This window comes from Pseudomonas sp. LH1G9 (genome assembly GCF_002949975.1).
GTDB classification, from domain to species: domain Bacteria; phylum Pseudomonadota; class Gammaproteobacteria; order Pseudomonadales; family Pseudomonadaceae; genus Aquipseudomonas; species Aquipseudomonas veronii.
This window is the reverse complement of sequence record NZ_CP026880.1, coordinates 5234542-5259462: the sequence shown is the minus strand read 5'-3', so window position 1 is coordinate 5259462 and position 24921 is coordinate 5234542. Positions and strand designations below refer to the sequence as shown.

Sequence of the window (24921 nt, the reverse complement as noted above, 5' to 3'; positions counted from 1 at the left end):
TTTTGTCTGATGAGTACCAACAAGCCAGCCATCCCGCCGAAGAGTGAACTGGCGGGCACCGATACCCTGGACCGTGGCAACACCAACGCCAAGCTGCAGGCCCTGGAGGCATTCCGTAGCGACGCGACCGGCCAGGCACTGCGTACCAACCAAGGCGTGAAGATTTCCGATAACCAGAACACCTTGAAAGTCGGTGCCCGCGGCCCCTCGCTGCTGGAAGACTTCATCATGCGTGAAAAAATCACGCATTTTGACCATGAACGTATCCCGGAGCGCATCGTGCATGCGCGCGGTACGGGCGCGCATGGCTATTTTCAGACCTATGAGAACCATTCGGCGCTGAGCAAGGCCGGTTTCCTGCGTAACCCCGAGCATAAAACCCCGGTATTCGTGCGTTTTTCCACCGTGCAGGGCCCACGTGGTTCGGGCGATACGGTGCGCGACGTGCGCGGTTTTGCCGTGAAGTTCTTCACCGAGGAAGGCAACTTCGACCTGGTGGGCAACAACATGCCGGTATTTTTCATTCAGGATGCGATCAAGTTTCCTGACTTTGTGCATGCGGTAAAGCCTGAGCCGCACAATGAAATGCCTACCGGTGGCTCGGCTCACGATACGTTCTGGGATTTTGTCTCGCTGCAGCCGGAATCGGCGCACATGGTGATCTGGGCCATGTCTGACCGGGCTATTCCGAAAAGCCTGCGTGCCATGCAGGGGTTCGGTATTCACACCTTTCGCTTGATCAATACCGAAGGTAAATCGAGCTTCGTGAAATTCCACTGGCATCCAACAGTCGGCACCTGCTCCCTGGTGTGGGACGAAGCGCAAAAGCTTGCCGGTAAAGATACCGATTACCACCGTCGCGACCTGCGGGAAGCGATTGAGGGCGGTGACTACCCTGAGTGGGAGTTGGGTGTACAGATCGTTGCGCAAGAAGACGAGCATAAGTTCGACTTCGACCTGCTCGATCCGACCAAGATCATCCCCGAAGAGTTGGTGCCGATTACGCCGCTGGGCAAGATGGTGCTTAACCGCAACCCCGACAACTTCTTTGCCGAAGTCGAGCAAGTCGCCTTTTGCCCTGGCCATATCGTGCCGGGTATCGACTTCACCAACGACCCGCTACTGCAAGGCCGCCTGTTTTCCTACACGGATACCCAGATCAGCCGACTCGGTGGGCCGAACTTTCATGAGCTGCCGATCAATCGGCCTGTAGTGCCTTTCCATAATGGTCAGCGGGATGCCCAGCATCGCACTGTGATCGATAAGGGCCGGGCTGCGTATGAGCCGAATTCGATCGATGGCGGTTGGCCGAAAGAAACGCCGCCCGCGGCTCAGGAGGGTGGTTTCGAAACCTATTACGAGCGCGTCGATGCCAACAAGGTGCGCGAGCGCAGTGAGTCGTTTGGCGATCACTTCTCCCAGGCCACGCTGTTTTTTAACAGCATGAGCCACCATGAGAAAGAGCACATCATTGCGGCCTACAGTTTTGAGTTGGGCAAGGTGGAGCGCGAGGTTATCCGTGCCCGTCAGGTCAATGAGATTCTGGCCAACATCGACCTGGAACTGGCCAGGCGCGTTGCACAGAACCTGGGCCTGCCCGCACCGACCAAAGGCACGGTGCCGCCGCGCAAGGCGTCGGTGAAAGCGTCGCCGGCGTTGAGCCAGGTGAACCTGCTGTCGGGCGATATCAAAACGCGCAAAGTGGCGATTCTGGCGGCCGATGGTGTCGACGGCGCGGCAATTGCCGCATTGAAGAAAGCGCTGCAAGCCGAAGGCGCACATGCCAAGTTGCTCGGGCCGACCTCGGCGCCGGTCACCACGGCCGATGGCAAGCATCTGGCGGTGGATGCGTCGATGGCAGGCCTGCCCTCGATTGCGTTTGATGCGGTGTTCGTGCCCGGCGGTAAGGCGTCGATCAAGGCGTTGAGTGGGGACGGCGTGGCGTTGCACTACCTGCTGGAGGCCTACAAGCACCTGAAGGCGATTGCCGTGGCCAGTGACGCGAAGCCCTTGCTCGACCTGCTCAAGCTCGAGGCGGATGCGGGGTTGATCGTGGGGGCGGATGCCAAGGCGTTCAAGGCGTTCTTTAAAGCGATTGCCCAGCATCGGGTCTGGGATCGTGAGCCGAAGGCCAAGGCGGTTCCGGCTTAAGTCATCTGTTGTTGGTTAGATCGCCATCGGGGGCAAGCCCCCTCCCACACGTTGAATGTATTCACCGTTCAAAATGTGGGAGGGGCGGTGCGACGATTCGACTTGCCCCCGATGGCTTTATTCCGCCTTGCGCGGAATCAGCACAACCTGCGCCGGAATAGTCTTCAGGATCTGCCGGTGAATCGTCAGGTCGTAGCCCGAATCAATGCGCTTGACCCGTTTGCTCAGCAAGGTCGCCAGCCACGGGTAATCCTGGGTGCGCGGTGCCTGGATGGTCACATCGCACTGGTAATTCACCACGTCGGTGGCGATGGCATCCAGCTGATGGCGCAGCTCTTCGATGTCTGTGAGGTTCAGCGCCACGGTGGTGCTCTGCGCGGCCGGGTCGATGACCTTGGCGGCGGGCTTGGTTTCGGCGGCCTTGAGGGCGGCCTCGGCTTTGTCCAGCTCGGCTTTGCGTGCATGGGTGATGGCGCTGTTGACGCCACCGGTCAGCGCCGGAGCCTTGGGCATCAATGCGCGGGCGCGGCTGAGGGCGGTAGCGGCGGCGTTGACGTCACCTTTTTGCAACACGATCTGACTGCGTTGCAGGTAGGCTTCGGCCAGTTGACGCTGGTAAGCCTCGAGCGCCGGATCGTTGGGCGACTGGGCTTGCAGCGCGGCCAGTTGGTCTTCGGCGGTGGCCAGCTCGCTGCTGGCCAGGTTTTGCTCCAGTTGCGCGATGGCGACAGCGCGTGCGTCCGGGGCCTCGGGGCGGCGGGCGGGGTACTTTGACAAGCGCCCAGCAGCAGGGAAAATGCGGCAAGGAGCAGATAACGGGAGGTGAACGGCTTCATTCCTGCGACTCTCTATTTGCGCAAAAAGCGAGCAAGTCTACACCCCTCGACGGGGCAGGACAAAACTCAGCAGAAACAGGGCGGCCGCCGTGACCACAATCGACGGCCCTGCCGGCGTGTCCTTGAACCAGGACAGCGCCAGGCCCCCACACACTGCCAGCATCCCCAGTACGCTGGCGCCGATCGCCATCTGTTCCGGCGAGCGGGCGTGGCGCTGGGCGGCGGCTGCGGGAATGATCAGCAGTGACGTGATCAACAATACGCCGACAATCTTCATCGCGACAGCGATCACCACGGCGATCAACAACATCAAGGTCATGCGCAGCGCGGGCACGGGCAAGCCTTCCACCGTGGCCAGTTCTTCATGCACGGTGATTGCCAGCAGCGGGCGCCACAGCGTCACCAGCAGCACCAGCACGGCTGCGCTGCCGCCGAGAATCCACGCAAGGTCCGTGGGGCTGATCGCCAGCAGGTCGCCGAACAGGTAAGCCATCAGGTCGATGCGTACTTCATGCATGAAGCTCAGCACCACCAGGCCCAGGGACAGGGTGCTGGGCGCCAGGATGCCCAGCAACGTGTCGGAGGCCAGCGGCTGGCGCTGTTGCAGGGTCACCAGCAGCACCGCCAGCAGCAGGCAGCCGACGGTCACGGCGATGGCCGGGCTCACATCCAGCAGAAAGCCCAGGGCCACGCCCAGCAATGCGGCGTGGGACAAGGTGTCGCCGAAATAGGCCATGCGCCGCCAGACCACGAACGAGCCCAGCGGGCCCGCCACCAGCGCCAGAGCCAAGCCTGCCAGCAGGGCGTAGAGCAGAAAATCAGCCATGCTTGCAGCTATCTCCATGAACGTGAGTGTGGGGTGTGGCGGGATCGTCGACCACGGCGCCATGCAGGTCATGGGCGTGGTCGTGATGGTGGTGATAAATCGCCAGGCTCTGCGCGTTCTTGCCGAACAGCTCGACGAACGCCGGATCGCCGCTGACTTGCTCCGGATGGCCGGAGCAGCACACGTGGCGGTTGAGGCACACCACTTGGTCGGTGGTGCTCATCACCAGGTGCAGGTCGTGGGAGACCATCAGCACGCCGCAGCCAAGGCGGTCGCGCAGGCGGGTGATTAAGCTGTACAACTCGGCCTGGCCGGCGACGTCGACGCCCTGCACCGGTTCGTCGAGCACCAGCAGCTCCGGCTCGCGCAACAGGGCGCGGGCCAGTAACACGCGCTGCATTTCACCGCCGGAGATGCTTTGCACCGGGCTGTCGATGACCTGTTCGGCACCGACCTCCTTGAGCGCGGCTTGCGCGCGGGCGCGGTCCACGCCCGGCACCAGGCGCAGGAAGCGCAGCACCGACAAGGGCAGCGTCGGGTCCACGAAGAGTTTTTGCGGCATATAACCGACACGCAGCTTGGGCTTGCGCCACACACTGCCGGTGTCGGGCTTGAGCAGGCCGAGTACGGCGCGCACCAGGGTGGTCTTGCCGGCGCCATTGGGGCCGATCAGCGTGACGATCTGCCCCGGTTCGACGCTCAGCGCGATGTTATCCAGCACGTTTTGCCCAGCGAACGTGACCCCGACCTGCTCCAGGCGGATTAACGCGTTGCTCATCAAGCCCCCTGGCAACCGGCGCAGAGCCCGACGACTTCGACGGTTTGCCCTTCCACCTTGAAGCCGACGTCGGCGGCGCTCTGGATGATGGCGTCGCTGATGCTGCTTTGCTCAAGCTCAATGGCGGCGTGGCACTTGCGACAGATCAGGAACTGACCCTGGTGCGCGTGTTCCGGGTGGTTGCAGCCGACGAAGGCGTTGAGTGACGCGATGCGGTGTACCAGGCCGTTGTCCAGCAGGAAATCCAGCGCGCGGTACACCGTGGGCGGCGCGGCGCGGCGACCGTCCTGCTCGCTGAGCACGCCGAGGATGTCGTAGGCGCCCAGCGGCTTGTGGCTCTGCCAGACCAGTTCCAGCACGCGCCGACGCAGGGCGGTCAGGCGCAGACCCTGCCGTGCGCAGAGGGTGTCGGCCTCCGACAGCGCGGTGTGCACGCAGTGAGAGTGGTCGTGGGGACGGCTGGCAAGCGGTGTTATAGGCATGAGCGGCGACAGATATTTGATAGAGACGTTATTATGTTACCCGTTCCTACGCCATTGAGTGGTCATCGTGTCCCGACTTTTTCCCGTTTTTGTCGTATTTGTCGCCAGTTTGCTCACCGCGGGTGCCGCTCAGGCGGAGGTCAAGGTGCTGACCAGCATCAAGCCGCTGCAGTTGATTGCCGCGGCTGTGCAGGACGGCGTGGCGGTTCCCGAGGTGTTGTTGCCGCCGGGGGCCTCGCCGCATAACTATGCGTTGCGCCCATCCGACGTGCGGCGCGTGCAGTCGGTGGACTTGCTGTATTGGATCGGCCCGGACATGGAAGGCTTCCTGCCCCGCGTCCTCAAGGGGCGCAGCCTGCCGACGGTGGCCGTGCAGGATCTTCCGGGCATGAAACTCCGTCGTTTCGCCGAAGATAGCCATTCCCACGCCGACGATGCCGACGAACATGACCACGATCATCGCCCAGGCACTTTGGACGCACATCTGTGGTTGTCGACGCTCAACGCCCGGGTGATTGCCGCACGCATGGGCGCCGACCTCAGCGCCGCGGACCCGGCCAATGCCGAGCGCTACCAGCTCAACGTGAAGGCGTTCGTGAGCCGACTGGATGCGTTGGACGCGCGCTTGAAAGCGCGGATGGCCGGCATCCACGACAAGCCTTACTTTGTGTTCCACGAAGCCTTTGATTATTTCGAAGAGGCCTACGGCCTCAAGCACGCCGGTGTGTTCAGCGTGGCCGCCGAAGTGCAGCCCGGTGCCCAGCATGTGGCGGCGATGCGTACACGTTTGCAGGAAGTCGGCAAGACCTGCGTGTTCAGTGAGCCGCCGCTGCGTCCGCGCCTGGCGGAAACGCTGGTGGCCGGTTTGCCGGTGAAATTGGCGGAGCTGGATGCGTTGGGCGGGTACACCCCGGCTTCCGCTCAAGGTTACGAACAGGTGCTGGACAAGCTGGGCAATGACTTGGCGGGCTGCCTGGAGTCGCTCTGAAAGCCCAGGCATAACGTCTGTAGGAGGGAGCAAGAAGCTCCCTCCCGCATTTTAGAGCGCGAACGGCAGCTGGATCGCGACCTGCTGGCGCTGCGCCAGCCGATGCTCGAACTCCGCCGGGTCATGAATCAACACATCCTGCCCGGCAAACGACTCCGCCGCGATCAGGCGTGACAACCAGAACCGCACGCACGCCACGCGCAACATCGTCGGCCACAACTCGGCTTCTTTCGCGGTAAACGGGCGCAACCCCGCATAAGCCCCGAGCAGTGCGCGGGCGCGCTGGCCGTCGAGTACGCCGTCGGCGTCCGAGCACCAGTCATTCAGGGCGATCGCCACGTCGTACAGCATCGGGCCCGAGCAGGCGTTGTAAAAGTCGATCAAGCCCGTCAGGTGCGTGCCTTCGAACATCGCGTTGTCGCGAAACAGATCCGCATGAATATTCGCGCGCGGCAGGGCGAGGATCTGCGCCTTGTGGGCCTCGATCTCATCCAGTGCGTCGCGCAGCAGGCGTTGCGGCGCTGCGTCCAGGTGCGAAATCAACTGCGCGCCTTCGCTGAGCATCCAGTCCAGCCCGCGATCGGTCTTGCGCTCCAGTACCTTGTCGCCCTGGGTCGCCAGGTGCAGATGGCCAAGCAGGTCGCCGACCTGGGCGCAGTGCTGGGCATTGGCGTCCTTGATGTGCTTGCCGGCCAGGCGCGGTTGCAGCAGCGCCGGTTTGCCGGCCAATTCGCGCAGGGCCACGCCGTCGGTGGTGCGCAGGGCGTAAGGCACCGGCAAGTCGGCGTCGTGGAGCACGTCGAGCAGTTCGATGAAGAACGGCATTTCCTGCACCGGGCCGCGCTCGACCAGGGTCAGGACGAACTCACCCTGTTCCAGGCTGATGAAGAAATTGGTGTTTTCGCTACCCGCGGCGATCCCCTGGAAATCAAGCAGGCGGCCGAGCCCGTAAGGGGCAAGAAAGGTTTCCAGCTCGGTCCGAGCCAGGGGGGTGAACACAGACATGGTTAAAACTGCCAGTACGGGCGCCGCGGTGTGCGGCGCCAATTGAAGTTAAGAAATCATTTCCATTCGAAGATCTTCCATGACGGGATCAGCATATCCGGTTGGTCAGAGCGGATGAAATTCGCATCGGTTCCGTCCGCGCGCACCAGGAAATACGGTGGGAAGCCTTTCTTCGTTATCTTGATTGCATACAGGAAACCGTTTTGACGGTACTCCTGAATGGTTCTGTCGCCCTCTGTGCGAATGGTAACTTCCGGATCACCCGAAGGCGCACTGTCGGCCGCCATGGCAACCATCGGAGCGAATGCAAACAAGCCGGTCAACAGCAGGCGATTGAATGAGCGCATGATAACCTTGTCCCTTTGTTGTCTGTGGTCCGGCTATTCTAGCGCCTGACCCGCCGAAAAGGTTGATCCTGCTCATGAGCCAAGCCCCCCTCGTCCTGGTGGACGGTTCTTCATATCTGTACCGCGCCTTCCACGCGCTGCCACCGCTGACCACTTCCAAAGGCCTGCCGACCGGTGCGGTCAAGGGCGTGTTGAACATGCTCAAGAGCCTGCGCAAGCAGTACCCGGACAGCCCGTTCGCGGTCGTGTTCGACGCCAAGGGTGGGACCTTTCGCGACGAAATGTACGCCGAATACAAGGCCAACCGCCCAAGCATGCCCGACGACATGCGCCTGCAGATCGAGCCCCTGCACCAGAGCGTGATCGCCCTGGGTTTCCCGCTGTTGTGCGTCGAAGGCGTCGAAGCCGATGACGTGATCGGCACCCTGGCCCGCAGCAGCGCAGCCGCGGACCGCCCGGTGGTGATCTCGACCGGCGACAAAGACATGGCGCAGTTGGTGGACGGGCACATTACCCTGGTCAACACCATGACCGGTAGCGCCATGGATGTGGAGGGCGTAAAGGAGAAATTTGGCGTCGCTCCGGAGCAGATTATCGACTATCTGGCGTTGATGGGCGATTCGTCCGACAACATTCCTGGCGTTCCGGGCATTGGTCCGAAGACCGCTTCCGGCTTGCTGGTGGGCGTCAATGGCGGCCTGAAAGAGCTGTATGAAAATCTGGATATTGTGCCGAGCCTGCCTATCCGTGGGGCCAAGACCCTGCCGGCCAAGCTGCAAGAGCATAAGGACATGGCCTTCCTTTCCTATCAGCTGGCGACGATCAAGATCGACGTGCCGCTGGACGTGGGCCTGGATGATCTGCACCTGATCGAGCCGGATCGCGAAAAACTCCTGGAGCTGTACACCCTCCTGGAGTTCAAAAGCTGGTTCGAGGAAGTGCAGCGCGACGCCAAGCGCACCGGCTTGGAGGTGGCGGCTCCGGTCGCCGAGAATGCGCCGGTCGTCAACACCGAGCTCAAGTACGAGACCATCCTCGATCAGGCGCGTTTCGATGTGTGGCTGAAGAAGCTCGGCGAGGCCAAGCTGTTCGCCTTCGATACCGAGACCACCGGCATCGATGCACAGCAAGCGCAGCTGGTTGGGTTGTCGTTCGCGGTGCAGCCCTACGAAGCGGCCTACATCCCGCTGACCCATTCCTACATGGGCGTGCCGGAGCAGCTGGACCGCGACACGGTGCTGCGCGCGCTCAAGCCGATCCTCGAAGACCCGAGCAAGCTCAAGGTGGGCCAGCACGCCAAGTTCGATATGAATATCCTCGCCAACTGTGCCATCGGTGGCGATCAGAATTGTGGCATCACGGTGCAGGGCATTGCCTACGACACCATGCTCGAATCCTACGTCCTCGACTCCACCGCCACGCGGCATGACATGGACAGCCTGGCTCAGAAATACCTGGGGCACACCACGGTTAGCTTCCAGGATATTGCGGGTAAAGGCGCCAAACAGCTGACCTTTGACCAGATCTCCCTCGAACAGGCCGGCCCTTACGCGGCTGAAGATGCCGACGTCACCCTGCGTCTGCACCAGACCTTGTTCGAAAAACTCCAGGCGATCCCCAGCCTGGTCAGCGTGCTGACCGATATCGAGATGCCGCTGGTGCCGGTACTGGCGCGTATCGAGCGCCAGGGCGCGCTGGTGGATGCCAAGTTGCTCGGCGTGCAGAGTGTTGAGCTCGGCGAGAAGATGGTCGAGCTGGAGCGTGAGGCATTTGCCATCGCCGGTGAGGAATTCAACCTCGGCTCGCCCAAGCAATTGGGCGCGATCCTGTACGAAAAACTCGGCCACCCGGTTCTCAGCAAGACCGCCAAGGGCCAGGCGTCGACCGCCGAAGCGGTGCTTGCCGAACTGGCCGAGCAGGATTTCCCGCTGCCCAAGGTGCTGATGCAGTACCGCTCCATGAGCAAGCTGAAAAGCACCTACACCGACCGCTTGCCTGAGCAGATCAACCCGCGCACCGGGCGCATCCATACCTCGTACCACCAGGCGGTGGCGGCCACCGGGCGTTTGTCGTCGAGTGATCCGAACCTGCAGAACATTCCGATCCGCACCGCTGAAGGCCGGCGGATTCGTCAGGCGTTCGTCGCGCCAAAAGGCTACAAGCTGCTGGCGGCGGACTACTCGCAGATCGAGCTGCGGATCATGGCGCACCTGGCCAAGGACGAAGGCTTGCTGCACGCCTTCCGCAATGACCTGGACGTACACAAGGCCACCGCCGCCGAAGTATTTGGCGTGGAGCTGGGCGCGGTCACCACCGACCAGCGTCGCAGCGCCAAGGCGATCAACTTCGGCCTGATCTACGGCATGAGCGCGTTTGGCCTGGCCAAGCAGATCGGTGTCGATCGTAAACAGTCCCAGGCCTATATCGACCGTTATTTCGCCCGCTACCCGGGCGTGCTGGCCTATATGGAGCGCACCCGCGCCCAGGCGGCCGAGCAGGGTTATGTCGAGACGATCTTCGGTCGCCGCCTGTACCTGCCGGACATCAACGCGAAGAACCCGGCGCTGCGCAAAGGCGCCGAGCGCACGGCGATCAACGCGCCGATGCAGGGCACGGCGGCGGATATCATCAAGAAAGCCATGGTGGCGGTGGATAACTGGCTGACCGCGTCGGGCCTGGATGCCAAAGTCATCCTGCAGGTACACGATGAGCTGGTGCTGGAGGTTCGCGAGGATCTGGTCGATCAAGTGCGTGAAGAGATCCGCCAGCACATGAGCCACGCGGCGACGCTGGATGTGCCGCTGCTGGTGGAAGTGGGCGTGGGTGATAACTGGGACGAAGCGCACTGATAGCGCGGTTCTGCCACCGCCGAGGGTGGTGGCAGAACGCTTTAGACCCGAAAATGCCGTCGCTTATTGCAAATAGTTTTTTGTACGTGCCGGAACTTAACTCATGAAATGCCACTCAGAGTTACTGAATGGGCGGTGAAGCCCTTCAATGCTCCTATGTTGTGTTAAGTGTTGGCAGATATCTGGACCCCGCCCTAGCGGTCCGGAGCTTGAACCCCGAACTTCCCCTCCCCATACGAAGTCCGGGGTTTTTTTTGCCTGCGCAAAAGTCACTCCGCGGTTTCTGCGCCCTTGTCGGCCAATTCCATCCAGTCGGCCAGCACGGTGTAGGCTTCTTCCAGGCCCAGGCGCTTTGGCGCCGAGAACAGCTGGATGGTGATGGTGTCACCCCAACCTTTGCGGATTTCCGCCTGCACCTTCAACAGCGTGTTCTTGGCGGCGCCATAGGTCAGTTTGTCGGCTTTGGTCAGCAGGATATGCATCGGCATGCCGCTGGCGACTGCCCAGTCGAGCATCAGCAGGTCGAAGTCGGTCATTGGATGACGGATGTCCATCATCAGGATCAAACCCTTCAAACTCTCCCGGCCACCCAGGTAAGCCTCGAGGTGACGCTGCCAGTGCAGCTTCAGCGGGATAGGTACTTTTGCATAACCGTAGCCCGGAAGGTCGACCAGACGCCGATCATCGTCTAGCTTGAAGAAGTTGAGCAACTGCGTGCGGCCCGGGGTTTTCGAGGTGCGCGCCAGGCTGGCATGGGTCAAGGTGTTCAGGGCGCTGGATTTGCCCGCGTTGGAACGGCCGGCAAAGGCGACTTCAAAGCCCTCGTCATCGGGGCATTGGTCCACTTTGGCGGCGCTGAGCATGAACGTGGACTGTTGGCACAGGCCGAGGATGGGGTTCTTGAGTTGCATGAGATTTCCGATGTGGGCGGTGCCGAAAAAGGGTGCGGCAAGCGGTGTCGTTTCCGTTTCAGTAGCGCCAGTATATAATGCCGCAGATTTTGTGTGTGCTTTGTCCCAGCGAAGGATGAAGTTCACGGGAGCGATAGACCTTTATTGCGCATTAGAACGCAAAACGCTCCCAAACCCTGAAAAGGTCGATGTATGACCAGATGGTTGCTTGCTGTCGGTGTCTTGATGCCGCTTTACGGCGCTCAGGCTACACAGGAACCGGAAGCGGTGTACAACCGAGTTTGCGTGGCTTGCCATGCCGGCCAACTGCCGAACGCCCCGAAGCGGGGTGACCAGGCAGCCTGGGCGCCCAGACTGGCGCAAGGCATGGACACGCTGGTGCAACACGTGACCCAGGGTTTCAAGGCAATGCCGCCGCGTGGTTTGTGCATGGACTGCAGTACCGAGGATTACCAGGCCATCATTGAGTGGATGGTGAGTAAACCCGGTTAGATAACTCTTAAACCCTTAGCCGTAGTTGGATTAGCTGATGAACAAACTGATCGTGAGTCTGCTGTTGACCTTGGGCATCACCGGTGTTGCCCATGCTGCAGGCGACGCTGCTGCGGGTCAGGCGAAAGCCGCCGTGTGTGGTGCTTGCCATGGACCGGATGGTAATAGCCCGGCGCCGAACTTCCCTAAACTGGCCGGCCAGGGTGAGCGTTACCTGACCAAGCAGATGCACGACATCAAGGACGGCAAGCGCACGGTCCTGGAAATGACCGGCTTGCTGACCAACCTCAGCGATCAGGACCTGGCCGATATCGCGGCCTATTTTTCCAGCCAGAAAGGCAGTGTGGGAGCTGCTGATCCGAAGCAAGTGGCCCGTGGCGAAGAACTGTTCCGTGGCGGCAACCTCGACAAAGGCATGCCTTCCTGCATCGGTTGCCACTCGCCTAACGGCGTGGGCAACGCCGCTGCGGGCTTCCCGCATGTGGGTGGCCAGCATGCGCAGTACGTCGCCAAGCAACTGACGGACTTCCGTGAAGGCAATCGCACCAACGACGGCGATACCAAAATCATGCAGAGCATTGCCGCCAAGCTGAGCAACAAGGACATCGAAGCGGTTTCCCAATACATTCAGGGGCTGCACTGATCGAGGGCTGCGTTAACGCTCGATTAATCCGTTGATGCAAGCATAAAAAGGGTGGCCTAGGCCGCCCTTTTTTGTGGCCGGTGCCGTTACACTAACGAACTCATGCCCGCGCAGACCTGTCACAACAAAGGTCGCGTGAGGCGACTTTATTTGTCCAGGAGTAAAGCATGCGTAATCTGATCCTCAGCGCCGCTCTCGTCACCGCCAGCCTCTTCGGCATGACCGCACAAGCCGCCGACGTGCCGCTTGAAGCCGGTAAAACCTACGTGGAATTGGCCAACCCTGTGCCGGTTTCGGTGCCGGGCAAGATCGAAGTGGTGGAGCTGTTCTGGTACGGCTGCCCGCATTGCTACGCCTTCGAGCCAACCATCAACCCATGGGTTGAGAAGCTGCCCAAGGACGTGAACTTCAAACGCATCCCTGCCATGTTCGGCGGCCCATGGGATGCCCACGGCCAACTGTTCCTGACCCTGGAAGCCATGGGTGTCGAGCACAAGGTTCACAACGCTGTCTTCGAGGCGATCCAGAAACAAGGCAAGCGCCTGACCAAGCCTGAGGACATGGCTGACTTCGTCGCGACCCAAGGTGTCGACAAGGACAAGTTCCTGGCCACCTTCAATTCCTTCGCCATCAAGGGCCAGATCGAAACCGCCAAGAAACTCGCCGTGGCTTATGGCGTGCAAGGCGTTCCGACCATGATCGTCAACGGCAAGTACCGTTTCGACCTGGGCACCACCGGCGGTCCTGAAGCGACCCTCAATGTGGCCGACCAGTTGATCGCCAAAGAACGCGCCGCCAAGTAAGGGGCCTGCCATGCGTCGCTGGGGTACCGAACGCGTTGTCGGTCTGCATGACCCGCAGGTCAACGAAGCTCACCTGGAATCCACGGGCCTGCCGGCGGACAGCCGCCTGCGGCTGCTCAGCTTCAATATCCAGGTGGGTATCAGTACCGAGAAGTACCGGCACTACCTCACCCGTGGCTGGCAGCACTTGCTGCCCCACAACGGGCGGGCCGGCAACCTGCAGAAGATCGGCGACCTGTTGGGCGACTTCGACCTGGTCGCCCTGCAGGAAGCCGACGGCGGCAGCATTCGCTCCGGCTACATCAACCAGGTGGAACACCTGGCCCAGTTGGGTGCATTTCCCTACTGGTATCAGCAACTCAATCGCAACCTCGGGCGTCTGGCGCAGCACAGCAACGGCGTGCTCAGCCGCCTGAAGCCATCGGCCATCGAAGATCACCCATTGCCGGGCCCCAAGGGTCGTGGCGCGATCCTCGTGCGTTTTGGCGAAGGTTCGGAAGCCCTGGTGGTGGTGATGATGCACCTGGCGCTCGGGGGGCGGACCCGCAACCTGCAGTTGGCCTACGTGCGTGAGTTGATTGGCGGCTACAAGCATCAGGTGTTGATGGGGGACATGAACACCCATGCCACCGACCTGCTGCAGAATTCCCCGTTGCGTGACCTTGGGTTGCTGGCGCCGCAAGTCGAAGCCACGTTCCCCAGCTGGCGCCCGCAACGCTGTCTTGACCACATCCTGCTCAGTCCGACCCTCACGCTTGAAAGTGTGCAGGTGCTGGCGCAGCCCATCTCCGATCACCTGCCGGTCGCGGTAGAGATTCGTCTGCCGGGTTCGCTCACGGTGGATGCATTGCCCGCGTTGAGCCCCGGCCCTCGCGGACCCCTTGCATGAGCGACGAAGCCCAGCGCTGGAAAGAGAAATACCTTAAAAGCATCGATCAACAAGACAAACTCGAACGCCGCTGGGCCGCCCGCCTCGACCTGCTGCGCCGAGGCTTGGTGCGCAGTACGTTGGCCGCTGAAGGCACCGACCGTGCGGTCGATCAATGCATGAAGGAAATGCGCGACGTGGTGCGCAGCGACGACATGGATGCCGCCCTCGCCGCATTGCTGCCGCGCCTGGAAAAAGCCGTACTGGATTCGGAGCAGCGTCGCGAAACCCGGATTGACCAGATGAGCAGCGCGCTCACGGCCCTGGTTGCGCAGTTGCAGAAACTGCCGCTGCCCCGCGAGGTGGCCCGCCCGTTGAAAACCTTCGCCAAGCAGCTGGATAGCCGCGTGGGCCAGGCGCGCGAGATCCCGCTGTTGCTCAGTGAGTTGAGCAACCTGCAAGGGCAGGCGTTGAATAACCTGGAACCGGACGGCGAAACCCCACGCCCCGGTCCCGGCCTGCTGCAACGTCTGTTTGGCGCCAAGGAAGTTGTGAGTGAGGCGCCGACCGGCGACCCCGCGCCGCCGCCTTCTGCGCCTTCTGCGCCCGCCGCCGCCAGGCCGGTGCCCGAACCCGTCGCCGAGGCGGCACCGCCACCCCAGTCCGACGAGTTGGCCCAGGCCCTGCGGGCGTTCGCGCCGTTGCCGCAAGGCTCGGCCCCGCCGCCGCCGGAACCGCCGGAACCGGTGGCAGCGGCCAAGGCGGCCACGGCGGCCGAGGTCGTGAGCCCGGTCGTCGCCCCCGAAGCCGCGCCCCAGCCCACGCCGATCGCCCGGCCCGTCGAAGTGGCGACACCCGCGGCGCTTCCAGCAGCGGCGCCAGAACCTGGCGCCGAAAGCGCACTCGCCGCGCTTATCGAACCACCGCCGGTTCAGGTCGATGCACCGCAACAAACCGTCATCGGCAGCCTGTCACTGCCGCCGGTGCTGGACGCGCCGGACCCGGACGAGCTGCTGGCGGACGCAATCTACGCCCTGCCCGATTCGCCGGAGCCGTCCTACAGCTCCGTGGCCAAACACATTGAAGACACCTTGCTTGGCCTGCTGGAAGACCTGTCCCTGCCCGAGCGCCACCGGCCCCAGGCCGAAGCCATGCGCGAGCGCCTGGCCCATGGTTTGAACTGGTACGAACTGCTGCCGATCCTCGATGACCTGGCCACGCTGATGCTGGCGATCACCGACAGCGGCCAGCATGAGTTCGAGGCCTACCTCAAGCAGCTCAACGAACGCCTCGAAGCGTTCCAGGGCCATCTGCAGACGGCCAGCGAAGGCTATGCCGACAGTCGCTCGGCCGCCCGTGAGCTGGACACGCAAATCCGCGAACAGGTCGACGGCCTGCAAAGCAGTGTGCAGGGCGCCGCCGACCTGGACAGCCTCAAGCAGGTATTGGAAAGCCACCTTGAAGGCCTGCTCGGCACCATGGACCAGCACCAGCAGCAGCGTGACCTGCGCGAGCAGGAAGTGGCGGAGCGCTTGAAAGGGCTCGCCGAACGCGTCGCCAATATGGAGCAGGAGGCCCAGGGTTATCGCGATCACCTCGAAGTACAGCGCCAGAAAGCGCTGGTCGATCCGCTTACCGGCTTGCCCAACCGTGCCGCGTGGAGCGAGCGCCTGGACCATGAGGTCAACCTCTGGCATCAGCGCGGCAACAGCCTGTCGCTGGCGATGCTGGACCTCGATCACTTCAAGCGTATCAACGACGGTTACGGGCACCTGGCCGGGGACAAAGTGCTGAAAATCATCGCCAGTGTGCTGCGCAAGCGCCTGCGCCCCGGCGACTTCATTGCGCGCTTCGGCGGCGAAGAGTTTGTGTTGCTGATGCCCGACTCACCCCTGGCGAATGCCCTCGCCGCCGGCGAAGCGCTGCGCGCGGCGATTGAAGTCTGCCCGTTCCACTTCAAGGGCGAGCCGGTGACGATCACGGTGTCGATGGGCGTGGCGCAGTTCCAGCCCGGCGAGCGCAGCGACCTGGCGCTCAAGCGCGCCGACGAGGCGTTGTACCGGGCCAAGGCAGCGGGACGTAACCGGGTGCAGGCGGCCTAAAAGATGTTCCATTTTGTAATTTGACGTTCGGGCCACAAACGGTACGTTACACTGTTGCATTATCGTCTTCAGCGTAACGTTATCCGCCATGAAATCCGTGTACTTCGCCTTTGTGTTCCTCCTGCTCAGCGGCTGCGCCAGCGGCCCGCGCCTGGATACCAGCCACCCTTCGGTCAACCATGACAACCGCGTGCAGTTCGTGGTCGTCCATTACACCTCGACCAACCTCGAACGCTCTCTGGCGCTGCTGACCCATGGTCAGGTCAGCAGCCATTACCTGATCGGCGACGACGCTTCGGGCACCATCTACAAGCTGGTGGATGAAAGCCAGCGCGCCTGGCATGCCGGGGAAAGCGAGTGGATGGGCCGCACCTGGCTGAACTCCAGCTCCATCGGGATCGAGATCGTCAACCCGGGGTTCCGCGACACGCCGACGGGCCGCGTGTGGTACCCGTATTCCGAAGCGCAGGTGAAATCCCTGGAGGTGTTGCTCAAGGACATCAGCACGCGCAACGGCATTGATCCCCGAAATATCATCGGTCACAGCGATATCGCGCCGCTGCGCAAGCTGGACCCGGGGCCGTTGTTCCCATGGAAGCGCCTGGCCGAGAAAGGCTTGGGCGTCTGGCCCGACGCGCAGGCAGTGGCACGCTTCCAGGCGCAGTACGCCACGGACCTGCCGAGCATCACTTGGTTCCAGGAAGCGTTGGCGCACCTGGGCTACCAGACGCCGCAGACCGGTGAGCTGGACGTCGCCACGCGCCATGTGCTCGCCGCGTTCCAGATGCACTTCCGCCCTGCGCTGTTCGATGGCACGCCGGATGCCGAGAGTGCCGCGATCCTGCGTGCCCTCGACCGGCGTTAATTGCTACAGCGGCAACGCCATGTAGAACTGCGTGCCCTGCCCCGGCCGCGAATACACGCCCATGCGGCCGCCGTGCAGTTGCACGATCTCCTTGCACAGCGCCAGCCCCAGGCCGGCGCCGCCTTTCTTGCGGCCCACCTGCACGAAGGGTTCGAAGATGCGCCCTTGTTGACCATAGGCGATACCTTCGCCGTTGTCCTCGACGCTGATGATCACCCGCTCGCCATGGCGTCGTGCCTGCAGACGGATCTGCCCGCCCTCGGCGGTATGGCGCAGGGCGTTGCCCAACAGGTTGTCGAGCACGCGTTCCAGTTGCGCCTGGTCGGCATACAGCCGAGGCAGGTCGGGCTGGGCTTCTACCAGCAGTTCGATGTGTTGTGCATTCGCCGGCTCGGCAAAGCGCGCCCGTGCATGCTCCAGCAGGTCGGTGACATCGCACGGGGCCAGGGTGAGTTTTTGCATGCCGTTCTGGTAGCGCGAAAAGTTGAGCAGGTCATTGATCAACTGCATCAGGCGCTGCATTTCTTCATTGACCGTATCCAGCAGGTCCGCTTCACGGGACTCCGCGGGAAACTTCGCGCGTTCGCGGAACAAGCCGAAGGCCATGTGCATGCCGGTCACCGGCGTGCGCAATTCGTGGGAGGCGCGCAACACGAACTCGCTGCGTACCCGTTCAAAGGCGCGCTGTTCGGTGACGTCATGCAGCACCATCACGGCACCGAGGATATGCCCCTGGGTGTGGCTCACCGGCGTCAGGCTGTAGGTCAGCAGGCGCAGTTCGCCCTCGACTTCCACTTCCAGGTCGTCCGGCGCGCGCTCCAGGCTGCCGCCGCGCAACACCAGTTGCAGCTGATCGTCCATTTCCGGGCGACCCAGCGCCTCGCCCAGGCCCTGGCCGAGACGTTCCTCGTCCCAGCCCAACTGGCGCTGTGCCACTGGGTTGAGGTGTTCCAGGCGGCCTTGCCGGTCAATCATCAACAGGCCATCGTCGATACTGTCGAGTACCGCCTGCAGGCGCTGCTGGCCGGCGAGCAACTCATCGATATTGGTTGCCTGATGCTGGCGCAAGGCTTCGGCCATGATGCCGAAGCGTCGGGTCAGTTGGTTCATTTCCGCTGCCGAAGAAATGGGCAGGGTCACTTCGAAATCGCCTTGCCCGATCTTGTCGGCGGCCTTGGCCAGTGCTTCGATCGGCCCGCCAAACCGTCGGGCGATGCCATGGGCGGTAACAAAACCGATGATCAACACCGCGAGGCCAACTAACCCCAGCAGCCCGGCGATCAACAAGGCGCGCTCGCGGGATTTATGTTCGCTGGCGCTGATGTTTTCCAAGGCCTGCTTGTGCTCGGCGATCAGGCCGTTGCGCAGGACATTGAAGGTTTCGGTGATTTTCTCTTTGCTGCCGGGCGGTGGGGACGCTTGTTGAGACTCGTCAAAAGCCGCCAGGAAGCGCTGATAGTCGGCCCGGGCCCGGCTGAAACCGCTGCTGTGCCCGTCGCGCTGTTCATGCGCAATGCCTTGGTCGAGCAGCTCGAAGTAACGCTGTTCGGACGCTTGCAGCGCCTCGGGATTGGGGCGCTGTTCGAGCATCATCATCAACTGATCGCCCAGGCTCTGGCGCAGTTTGAGTCCCAGGTCGAGGGTGATGAAGTTGCTGCGGATCGACGACTCCTGGGTCTTGGCCATCTGCATCACGCTGACCAGGCCCAGGATCAACCCCAGCAGGGCGACGGTGATCAGCGCTGAGATACTCAGGAATAACCGAGTGCGCAATGTCATCGCTAACTTCATAGGGTGCCGCTCACAGGTTGTACTGTTTGCGTTTGCGGTACAGCGTCGACGCGTCGATGCCCAGGGTGCGGGCCGCCTGATCCAGGGTGTCGCTGGTGGCAAGTACCGCGCCGATATGCGCTTTTTCCAGCTCGTCCAGGCTCAACGCTGCACCGATACGGGGGGCATTGTTGGTCGGCTGTTCGGCCATCCCGAGGTGGCTGATTTCGACTTTTTCCTGCGGGCAGATAATGCTCGCGCGCTCCACCACGTTGCGCAGCTCGCGGATATTGCCCGGCCAGCGGTAGTTGAGCAGCGCTTCGCGTGCCTCATCGCTGAAGCCCCGCGCCGGTCGCGCGTATTCCTTGACGAAGCGGGCGAGGAAGCGGTCGGCCAAGGCCAGGATGTCTTCGCTGCGTTCGCGCAACGGCGGCAGGTGCAAGGTGATGACGTTGAGGCGGTACAGCAAGTCTTCGCGGAAGCGGCCGTCGCGCACCATGTCTTCGAGATTCAGGTTGGTGGCCGCGAGGATGCGTACATCGGCGCGCCGGGTGACCGGGTCGCCCACGCGCTCGTATTCCTTGTCCTGGATAAAACGCAGCAACTTGGGTTGCAGAGTGAGGGGAAAATCGCCGATCTCGTCGAGAAACAGCGTGCCGCCATCCGCCTGGTTGACCCGGCCCAAGGTGCTTTCGCTGGCGCCGGTAAAGGCACCGCGGCTATGGCCGAACAGTTCGCTTTCCATCAGCTCCGCCGTCAGCGACGGGCAGTTGATGGTGACGCAGGATTTCTTCGAGCGCTTGCTCCAGCCATGAATGGCCCGCGCCAGCTCGCCTTTACCGGTGCCGGACTCGCCGAGGATGAGGATGTTGGCGTCAGTCCCGGCCACTTGGCGCGCAGTTTCCAGCACCGCCATCATCGCCGGGCTGTGGGAGTCGAGACCGTCTTTCGGTTGGCGCACTTCGCCTTCCAGTGCTTCCAGGCGCGCGGAGAGCTGGCGCACTTCCAGCTGTTTGGCGGTGGCCAGGCGCAGTTGGTCGGGGCTGCACGGTTTGACCAGATAATCAGCCGCGCCGGCCTGGATGGCATCCACGGCGGTGTCGACGGCGGAATGCGCGGTCACAATCACCACGCGCATCCACGGCGCCTGGATACGCATCTGCGCCAACACATCCAGGCCGTTGTCCTCGCCCAGGCGCAGGTCGAGGAAGCACAGGTCGAACACCTGGCGTTGCATCAAGGCATCGGCCTGGGCGGCGCTGTTGGCGGTGGCTACGGTGTAGCCCTCATCTTCCAGGCAATAACGGAAGGTACGAAGGATTGCGGATTCGTCGTCCACCAAAAGAATGCGGCCTTGAAGTTCCTTGGCTGATTCCATCTGTCCCGCGCTCCTTAATATGAATGATGGTGTTTAGTCCCGGAATAATCGGGCAAGTTGCATGGTTCATTCTGATCGATAAAGCGCAACGTCGTGCAGCTATCTGCCTGCATTCCTACAAAGCCTGCGCCCAATGGCGTTTTCATGCCTTCTTGCCACTTCGGCAACGCGCGATGGGTTTTCTATCCGTCGATCCGACCGCTGGCGATCGTGCATTTCGCACGGCGCCCAGGCGGCCATCGTGCAGGATGCTGGGCTTTGCTCCGGTCGCATATATCTAACTGATTGATTTAGTTGAATATTATTTTGTAAAAAAACTGGCATGCGCTCTGCAATAGCTCTCCTAACGAATAATCAAAATGCGGGAGAAAGCAGCATGACTCGCCCAAGCCTCAGCTCACTGCATGTATCGCCACTGCGCTTGCAACAAGGCCTGTTCGCCAGCCTGGCCTTGATGGTCACGTTGATTGGCGGCCAGCAGCTGCAGCATTGGCAGCAGAGTCAGCAGCAAACCCCGCATTTCGAACGTCCGGCGATGACCCAGACCCACTTTCGTTCCATTGATAGCCGTTCCGTTGGCAGCGTTTCTGCCGATGTAACCGTTCCCCAACTGCGGATGGTTGACCAGGCGTCTGCCCTGAATGAACTGCCATCCCAGGAACGTTGGGTGTTCTAGGCAATAAAAGGTCGCTTGAGTTGAGCGATTGCACGGCAGTACCGCTGTCACCCCCTATAAAAGCGTAAGGAGAATCACCATGTTGAGTTGGGCAATCACATTTCTGATCATCGCCATTGTGGCTGCAGTCCTGGGCTTCGGTGGTATCGCGGGCACCGCCACGGGTATCGCCAAGATCCTGTTTGTGGTCTTCCTGGTGATGTTCATCGCTTCGTTCTTCTTTGGTCGTCGCGGCCGAGGCTGAATATGACCCGTTTGTCCCTCAAAACCATGGCTGCCGTCCTGCTCCTGGGCGGCAGCGGCTTGGCGATGGCCGCTCACGACGGCCAGAGCCGCGCCAACGAATTGCTCGGCGCGGACCCGCAGTACCGTGAAACCTGGCAAAGCGTGGTGAAGAAAGAAGAGCGCCTGCCGGAATGGGTCATGAACCTGTCCGGCGCCGCCGAGCAAATGAATGCCGTCGAAGAAGGTGGCGACAAGTACTTGGTCGGGCCGCTCTGCGAAACCGCAGACACCTGCCGAAACAAGCGCCTGATCGTCGCCTTCAGTTACGACAAGGAAGATGCCTACGCCATGTTGGTGGAAGTCCCGGCCGGCCTGCCGGCGGACAAATCCCCGACCCGGCACGCCGATTACCGGTTTATCGGTAAGCCGGACGCAGGCATGCAAAAGCTGCTGATGGAGCAGCTTAAGAAAGATCCGAATTGGTACTAGGTTCCGTCTGATGCATTTGTCGTCTACGGGACCGGCGTCCATAGAAAGAAGCCTGTGCGCTTCTTTCTGTTTGCATCGCTCGCCAAGGGTGATGCATGACCAGGGGGCCGGGTTGCTCTGATCCTTCGCGATCGGCGCGACCTACGGGGACAGGGAGTGCCTGCGCAAGGGCCGGGTCAGGTGAAAAGCTGCGCCGCAAGTCCACACGCTCTCGAGCTTGCTGGACTTGCGGCGCGCTTATGACGTTCATCCCCGCCTCTTATGCCGCTCATAGCCGAGAGTCTTCTTTTCGCCCGAGCCCAATCATTACTGGGTATGTCGGGGCGACCATCTATCGAGAAAATTTTGCCCGCGCCATAGGACATTTCAGTCAATGTACCGCTGAAAGCACGGGCATTTTTGCCAACGCTCCCAGGTTGTCCTGAATCTCTGAGCGAGCCTGATTTGACCGGTTCACGGCATATTCACCGGGCAAAATGTCGCATTTGAACTGACCGTTCGGACAGTTATTCTTAAAAAAAGCCATGCCGATTCGGCATAGGGTAGGCGTTTACGGCATTAGACGTCGCCTCCTTGCATGGGAATAGTTGCGCCTTTTTTCGCCTGCCAGTAAGCCATTTCGGCCATGCGGCGGTGACCTTCTACGGAGGCAGATGCACACACTTTTTCGCTTCCGGGCGTTGCAGCTGGCGCATTTGCCTTAAGTTCACTTGAAGTAAGGGTAATGACATGAAGAAGGCAAAGCTAAGCCTCGCCTGGCAGATCCTCATCGGTTTGGTGCTGGGTATCGCAATCGGTGCCGTGCTCAACCATTTCAGTGCTGAAAAGGCCTGGTGGATCAGTAATGTGCTGCAGCCAGCGGGCGATATCTTTATCCGCCTGATCAAGATGATCGTGATCCCGATTGTGATTTCTTCGCTGATCGTCGGCATTGCCGGTGTCGGTGACGCGAAAAAGCTCGGGCGCATCGGTGTCAAAACCATCCTTTACTTCGAAATCGTCACCACCATCGCCATCGTGGTCGGCCTGTTGCTGGCCAACGTGTTCCACCCCGGTGCGGGCATCGACATGAGTACGCTGGGTACCGTGGACATCTCCAAGTACCAGGCGACTGCGGCGGAAGTGCAGCATGAGCATGCGTTCGTCCAGACCATCCTCAACCTGATCCCGTCGAACATCTTTGCCGCCGTCGCGCGTGGCGAGATGCTGCCGATCATCTTCTTCTCCGTGCTGTTCGGCCTGGGCCTGTCGAGCCTCAAGCCTGAGCTGCGCGAACCGTTGGTGACGATGTTCCAGGGCGTGTCCGAGAGCATGTTCAAAGTCACCCACATGATCATGAAGTACGCGCCTATCGGTGTGTTCGCGCTGATCGCGGTGACCGTCGCCAACTTCGGCTTCGCTTCCCTGCTGCCACTGGCCAAGCTGGTGATTCTGGTTTACGTCGCCATCCTGTTCTTCGCCTTTGTGGTCCTGGGCCTGATCGCACGCCTGTTCGGCTTCTCGGTGATCAAGCTGATGCGTATCTTCAAGGATGAGCTGGTGCTGGCCTACTCCACCGCCAGTTCGGAAACCGTGCTGCCGCGTGTGATCGAGAAGATGGAAGCCTACGGCGCGCCGAAGGCGATCTGCAGCTTCGTGGTGCCGACCGGTTATTCGTTCAACCTCGATGGTTCGACCCTGTACCAGAGCATCGCGGCGATCTTTATCGCGCAGCTGTATGGCATTGATTTGTCGGTCGGCCAGCAACTGATGCTGGTGTTGACGCTGATGGTCACCTCCAAGGGCATCGCCGGTGTGCCGGGTGTGTCCTTCGTGGTGTTGCTGGCGACGCTGGGCAGCGTGGGCATTCCGTTGGAAGGCCTGGCGTTCATTGCCGGTGTCGACCGCGTCATGGACATGGCGCGTACCGCGCTCAACGTGATCGGCAACGCCCTGGCGGTACTGGTCATCTCTCGTTGGGAAGGCATGTACGACGATGCCAAGGGCGAGCGCTACTGGAACTCCCTGCCGCACTGGCGCACCAAGCAAGTGCTGCCGGTCGGCGAGACCAGCCGCGGCTGAGGCCAGCCTGATGCGAACAAACCCCGGGAAATCCGGGGTTTGTCGTTTCTGCCAGCCCCGCTATCATTCGCCCCATCTTTCGGGGGATTCAACTGATGCTCAATGGCCTGTGGCTTGGCTTCTTTGTCGTGGCAATGGTGTCAGCACTGGCGCAATGGCTGGTGGGCGGTAACGCCGGGATTTTTGCGGCGATGGTGGAAAGCATTTTCGCCATGGCCAAATTGTCGGTGGAGGTCATGGTGTTGCTGTTCGGCACCCTGACGTTATGGCTGGGTTTTTTGCGCATCGCCGAAAAAGCCGGGATCGTCAATTGGTTGGCCAAGGCCCTGGGCCCCCTGTTCCGCCGGCTGATGCCGGAAGTGCCGGCCGGCCACCCGGCCATCGGCTTGATCACCCTTAACTTCGCCGCCAACGGCCTGGGCCTGGACAACGCCGCCACGCCCATCGGCCTGAAAGCCATGAAGGCGTTGCAGGAACTCAACCCGATCCCCAATACCGCGAGTAACGCGCAGATTCTGTTCCTGGTGCTCAACGCGTCCTCGCTGACGCTGTTGCCGGTGACCATCTTCATGTACCGCGCCCAGCAAGGCGCGGCCGACCCGACGCTGGTGTTCCTGCCGATCCTGCTGGCCACCAGCGCGTCGACCCTGACGGGCTTGCTCTCGGTGGCGGTGATGCAGCGCCTGCGGCTGTGGGACCCGGTGGTGCTGGCCTATTTGATCCCGGGCGCACTGTTGCTGGGCGGCTTCATGGCATTGCTGGCGACCTTGTCCGCCACGGCGCTGGCCGGGCTGTCGTCGATCCTCGGCAACCTGACGCTGTTTGGCCTGATCATGCTGTTCCTGCTGGTCGGCGCGTTGCGCAAGGTGAAGGTGTACGAGGCGTTTGTCGACGGGGCCAAAGAGGGCTTCGACGTCGCCAAGAACCTGCTGCCATACCTGGTGGCGATGCTTTGCGCGGTGGGCGTGTTGCGTGCGTCCGGCGCGCTGGACTTTGGCCTGGAAGGCATTCGTCATGTGGTGGCCTGGACTGGCCTGGACACGCGCTTCGTCGACGCGCTGCCGACCGCGATGGTCAAGCCGTTCTCCGGCAGTGCCGCACGGGCGATGTTGATCGAGACCATGCAGACCCAGGGCGTCGACAGCTTCCCGGCGTTGGTGGCGGCGACGCTTCAGGGCAGTACCGAGACCACCTTCTATGTGTTGGCGGTGTATTTCGGCTCGGTGGGCATCCAGCGGGCAAGGCATGCGGTGGGTTGTGCATTGCTGGCGGAGTTTGCCGGTGTGGTGGCGGCGATTGCGGTGTGCTACTGGTTTTTCGGTTAAGGCTTGGATAGCTATCGGGAGCAAGCTCCCTCCCACATTCAACCGTATTCA

The 24921-nt window shown here is 61.6% G+C and carries 22 protein-coding genes and 1 pseudogene; 14 read left to right on the top strand and 9 right to left on the bottom strand.

The window, feature by feature from the left end:
- Positions 1–9: 9 nt before the first annotated feature.
- Positions 10–2151, top strand: coding sequence for a catalase HPII (katE, locus tag C5F70_RS24185; protein WP_104904183.1), 2142 nt, complete (start codon positions 10–12; stop codon positions 2149–2151).
- Between the two features lie 117 nt (positions 2152–2268).
- On the opposite strand, the pseudogene C5F70_RS24180 reads toward katE, so the two are convergent.
- The 4 genes and pseudogenes from C5F70_RS24180 to zur form a co-directional block, all read right to left on the bottom strand.
- A pseudogene (locus C5F70_RS24180) lies at positions 2269–2987 on the bottom strand (PA5502 family lipoprotein).
- Positions 2988–3024: 37 nt separating this feature from the next.
- Positions 3025–3813, bottom strand: a complete 789-nt coding sequence (znuB, locus tag C5F70_RS24175) for a zinc ABC transporter permease subunit ZnuB (protein WP_017849020.1) — start codon at positions 3811–3813, stop codon at positions 3025–3027.
- Positions 3806–4591, bottom strand: coding sequence for a zinc ABC transporter ATP-binding protein ZnuC (znuC, locus tag C5F70_RS24170; protein ID WP_017849021.1), 786 nt, complete (start codon positions 4589–4591; stop codon positions 3806–3808). Before znuC ends, znuB begins: the two co-directional genes overlap by 8 nt.
- A complete protein-coding gene (zur, locus tag C5F70_RS24165) occupies positions 4591–5073 on the bottom strand; it encodes a zinc uptake transcriptional repressor Zur (RefSeq protein ID WP_026140288.1) in 483 nt (160 codons plus the stop codon). The genes znuC and zur overlap by 1 nt, the downstream gene beginning before the upstream one ends.
- Before the next feature lie 58 nt (positions 5074–5131).
- On the opposite strand from zur, the gene C5F70_RS24160 reads away from it, so the two are divergent.
- Positions 5132–6061 (top strand): zinc ABC transporter substrate-binding protein, encoded by a 930-nt coding sequence (locus C5F70_RS24160; protein WP_017849023.1) that lies wholly within the window; start codon positions 5132–5134, stop codon positions 6059–6061.
- A 51-nt stretch (positions 6062–6112) separates the two neighbouring features.
- On the opposite strand, the gene C5F70_RS24155 is transcribed toward C5F70_RS24160, so the two are convergent.
- Together C5F70_RS24155 and C5F70_RS24150 are read right to left on the bottom strand one after the other, a co-directional pair.
- Positions 6113–7066, bottom strand: a complete 954-nt coding sequence (locus C5F70_RS24155) for a homoserine kinase (protein ID WP_046484367.1) — start codon at positions 7064–7066, stop codon at positions 6113–6115.
- A 56-nt stretch (positions 7067–7122) separates the two neighbouring features.
- Entirely contained in the window at positions 7123–7413 is a 291-nt protein-coding gene (locus tag C5F70_RS24150; RefSeq protein ID WP_017849025.1) for a DUF2782 domain-containing protein, read from the bottom strand.
- Between the two features lie 74 nt (positions 7414–7487).
- Between C5F70_RS24150 and polA the strand changes: the two genes are divergently transcribed.
- Positions 7488–10262, top strand: a complete 2775-nt coding sequence (gene polA, locus C5F70_RS24145; protein ID WP_104904182.1) for a DNA polymerase I — start codon at positions 7488–7490, stop codon at positions 10260–10262.
- Positions 10263–10531: 269 nt separating this feature from the next.
- Here the strand turns inward: polA and yihA are convergent, their stop codons facing one another.
- Entirely contained in the window at positions 10532–11173 is a 642-nt protein-coding gene (yihA, locus tag C5F70_RS24140; RefSeq protein WP_017849027.1) for a ribosome biogenesis GTP-binding protein YihA/YsxC, read from the bottom strand.
- Positions 11174–11365: 192 nt separating this feature from the next.
- On the opposite strand from yihA, the gene C5F70_RS24135 reads away from it, so the two are divergent.
- The 6 genes from C5F70_RS24135 (at position 11366) to C5F70_RS24110 (ending at position 16946) form a co-directional block, all read left to right on the top strand.
- Positions 11366–11665 carry a cytochrome c5 family protein gene (locus tag C5F70_RS24135; protein WP_017849028.1) on the top strand — a complete coding sequence of 100 codons (300 nt, stop codon included), beginning with the start codon at positions 11366–11368 and terminating at the stop codon, positions 11663–11665.
- 37 nt (positions 11666–11702) lie between these two features.
- A complete protein-coding gene (locus tag C5F70_RS24130) occupies positions 11703–12308 on the top strand; it encodes a cytochrome c (protein ID WP_017849029.1) in 606 nt (201 codons plus the stop codon).
- A 167-nt stretch (positions 12309–12475) separates the two neighbouring features.
- Complete coding sequence (gene dsbA, locus C5F70_RS24125; RefSeq protein WP_104904181.1) at positions 12476–13111, top strand: thiol:disulfide interchange protein DsbA; 636 nt, start codon at positions 12476–12478, stop codon at positions 13109–13111.
- Between the two features lie 10 nt (positions 13112–13121).
- A complete protein-coding gene (locus C5F70_RS24120) occupies positions 13122–14000 on the top strand; it encodes an endonuclease/exonuclease/phosphatase family protein (RefSeq protein ID WP_104904180.1) in 879 nt (292 codons plus the stop codon).
- Positions 13997–16081 (top strand): GGDEF domain-containing protein, encoded by a 2085-nt coding sequence (locus C5F70_RS24115; RefSeq protein WP_104904179.1) that lies wholly within the window; start codon positions 13997–13999, stop codon positions 16079–16081. The genes C5F70_RS24120 and C5F70_RS24115 overlap by 4 nt, the downstream gene beginning before the upstream one ends.
- Positions 16082–16169: 88 nt before the next feature.
- A complete protein-coding gene (locus C5F70_RS24110; protein ID WP_017849033.1) occupies positions 16170–16946 on the top strand; it encodes an N-acetylmuramoyl-L-alanine amidase in 777 nt (258 codons plus the stop codon).
- Between the two features lie 3 nt (positions 16947–16949).
- On the opposite strand, the gene C5F70_RS24105 is transcribed toward C5F70_RS24110, so the two are convergent.
- Both C5F70_RS24105 and algB read right to left on the bottom strand, forming a co-directional pair.
- Positions 16950–18737: a KinB sensor domain-containing domain gene (locus C5F70_RS24105; RefSeq protein ID WP_104904178.1), complete on the bottom strand. Its 1788-nt coding sequence runs from the start codon at positions 18735–18737 to the stop codon at positions 16950–16952.
- 10 nt (positions 18738–18747) lie between these two features.
- Entirely contained in the window at positions 18748–20094 is a 1347-nt protein-coding gene (algB, locus tag C5F70_RS24100; protein ID WP_017849035.1) for a sigma-54-dependent response regulator transcription factor AlgB, read from the bottom strand.
- Positions 20095–20470: 376 nt separating this feature from the next.
- Here algB and C5F70_RS24095 point away from each other — a divergent pair, with 376 nt between their 5' ends.
- The 5 genes from C5F70_RS24095 to C5F70_RS24075 all read left to right on the top strand — a co-directional run bounded on the left by C5F70_RS24095 (position 20471) and on the right by C5F70_RS24075 (position 24870).
- The gene (locus C5F70_RS24095; protein WP_017849036.1) at positions 20471–20770 is read left to right on the top strand and encodes a hypothetical protein; all 300 of its coding nucleotides are present in this window, start codon (positions 20471–20473) and stop codon (positions 20768–20770) included.
- 79 nt (positions 20771–20849) lie between these two features.
- The gene (locus C5F70_RS24090) at positions 20850–21014 is read left to right on the top strand and encodes a DUF1328 domain-containing protein (RefSeq protein ID WP_003170804.1); all 165 of its coding nucleotides are present in this window, start codon (positions 20850–20852) and stop codon (positions 21012–21014) included.
- A 2-nt stretch (positions 21015–21016) separates the two neighbouring features.
- Positions 21017–21484, top strand: a complete 468-nt coding sequence (locus C5F70_RS24085) for an inhibitor of vertebrate lysozyme family protein (RefSeq protein ID WP_046381532.1) — start codon at positions 21017–21019, stop codon at positions 21482–21484.
- Positions 21485–22213: 729 nt separating this feature from the next.
- The gene (gene gltP / locus C5F70_RS24080; protein ID WP_017849038.1) at positions 22214–23545 is read left to right on the top strand and encodes a glutamate/aspartate:proton symporter GltP; all 1332 of its coding nucleotides are present in this window, start codon (positions 22214–22216) and stop codon (positions 23543–23545) included.
- Positions 23546–23640: 95 nt separating this feature from the next.
- Positions 23641–24870 carry a nucleoside recognition domain-containing protein gene (locus tag C5F70_RS24075; RefSeq protein WP_104904177.1) on the top strand — a complete coding sequence of 410 codons (1230 nt, stop codon included), beginning with the start codon at positions 23641–23643 and terminating at the stop codon, positions 24868–24870.
- Positions 24871–24921: the final 51 nt, after the last annotated feature.

Coding starts and splice junctions, on each gene's coding strand:
- C5F70_RS24085 (WP_046381532.1), top strand. CDS start 21,017: ATGACCCGTTTGTCCCTCAAAACCATGGCTGCCGTCCTGCTCCTGGGC.
- C5F70_RS24110 (WP_017849033.1), top strand. CDS start 16,170: ATGAAATCCGTGTACTTCGCCTTTGTGTTCCTCCTGCTCAGCGGCTGC.
- katE (WP_104904183.1), top strand. CDS start 10: ATGAGTACCAACAAGCCAGCCATCCCGCCGAAGAGTGAACTGGCGGGC.
- znuC (WP_017849021.1), bottom strand. CDS start 4,591: ATGAGCAACGCGTTAATCCGCCTGGAGCAGGTCGGGGTCACGTTCGCT.
- C5F70_RS24155 (WP_046484367.1), bottom strand. CDS start 7,066: ATGTCTGTGTTCACCCCCCTGGCTCGGACCGAGCTGGAAACCTTTCTT.
- znuB (WP_017849020.1), bottom strand. CDS start 3,813: ATGGCTGATTTTCTGCTCTACGCCCTGCTGGCAGGCTTGGCTCTGGCG.
- C5F70_RS24135 (WP_017849028.1), top strand. CDS start 11,366: ATGACCAGATGGTTGCTTGCTGTCGGTGTCTTGATGCCGCTTTACGGC.
- C5F70_RS24090 (WP_003170804.1), top strand. CDS start 20,850: ATGTTGAGTTGGGCAATCACATTTCTGATCATCGCCATTGTGGCTGCA.
- algB (WP_017849035.1), bottom strand. CDS start 20,094: ATGGAATCAGCCAAGGAACTTCAAGGCCGCATTCTTTTGGTGGACGAC.
- C5F70_RS24150 (WP_017849025.1), bottom strand. CDS start 7,413: ATGCGCTCATTCAATCGCCTGCTGTTGACCGGCTTGTTTGCATTCGCT.
- C5F70_RS24115 (WP_104904179.1), top strand. CDS start 13,997: ATGAGCGACGAAGCCCAGCGCTGGAAAGAGAAATACCTTAAAAGCATC.
- C5F70_RS24075 (WP_104904177.1), top strand. CDS start 23,641: ATGCTCAATGGCCTGTGGCTTGGCTTCTTTGTCGTGGCAATGGTGTCA.
- C5F70_RS24095 (WP_017849036.1), top strand. CDS start 20,471: ATGACTCGCCCAAGCCTCAGCTCACTGCATGTATCGCCACTGCGCTTG.
- zur (WP_026140288.1), bottom strand. CDS start 5,073: ATGCCTATAACACCGCTTGCCAGCCGTCCCCACGACCACTCTCACTGC.
- polA (WP_104904182.1), top strand. CDS start 7,488: ATGAGCCAAGCCCCCCTCGTCCTGGTGGACGGTTCTTCATATCTGTAC.
- dsbA (WP_104904181.1), top strand. CDS start 12,476: ATGCGTAATCTGATCCTCAGCGCCGCTCTCGTCACCGCCAGCCTCTTC.
- gltP (WP_017849038.1), top strand. CDS start 22,214: ATGAAGAAGGCAAAGCTAAGCCTCGCCTGGCAGATCCTCATCGGTTTG.
- C5F70_RS24130 (WP_017849029.1), top strand. CDS start 11,703: ATGAACAAACTGATCGTGAGTCTGCTGTTGACCTTGGGCATCACCGGT.
- C5F70_RS24105 (WP_104904178.1), bottom strand. CDS start 18,737: ATGAAGTTAGCGATGACATTGCGCACTCGGTTATTCCTGAGTATCTCA.
- yihA (WP_017849027.1), bottom strand. CDS start 11,173: ATGCAACTCAAGAACCCCATCCTCGGCCTGTGCCAACAGTCCACGTTC.
- C5F70_RS24120 (WP_104904180.1), top strand. CDS start 13,122: ATGCGTCGCTGGGGTACCGAACGCGTTGTCGGTCTGCATGACCCGCAG.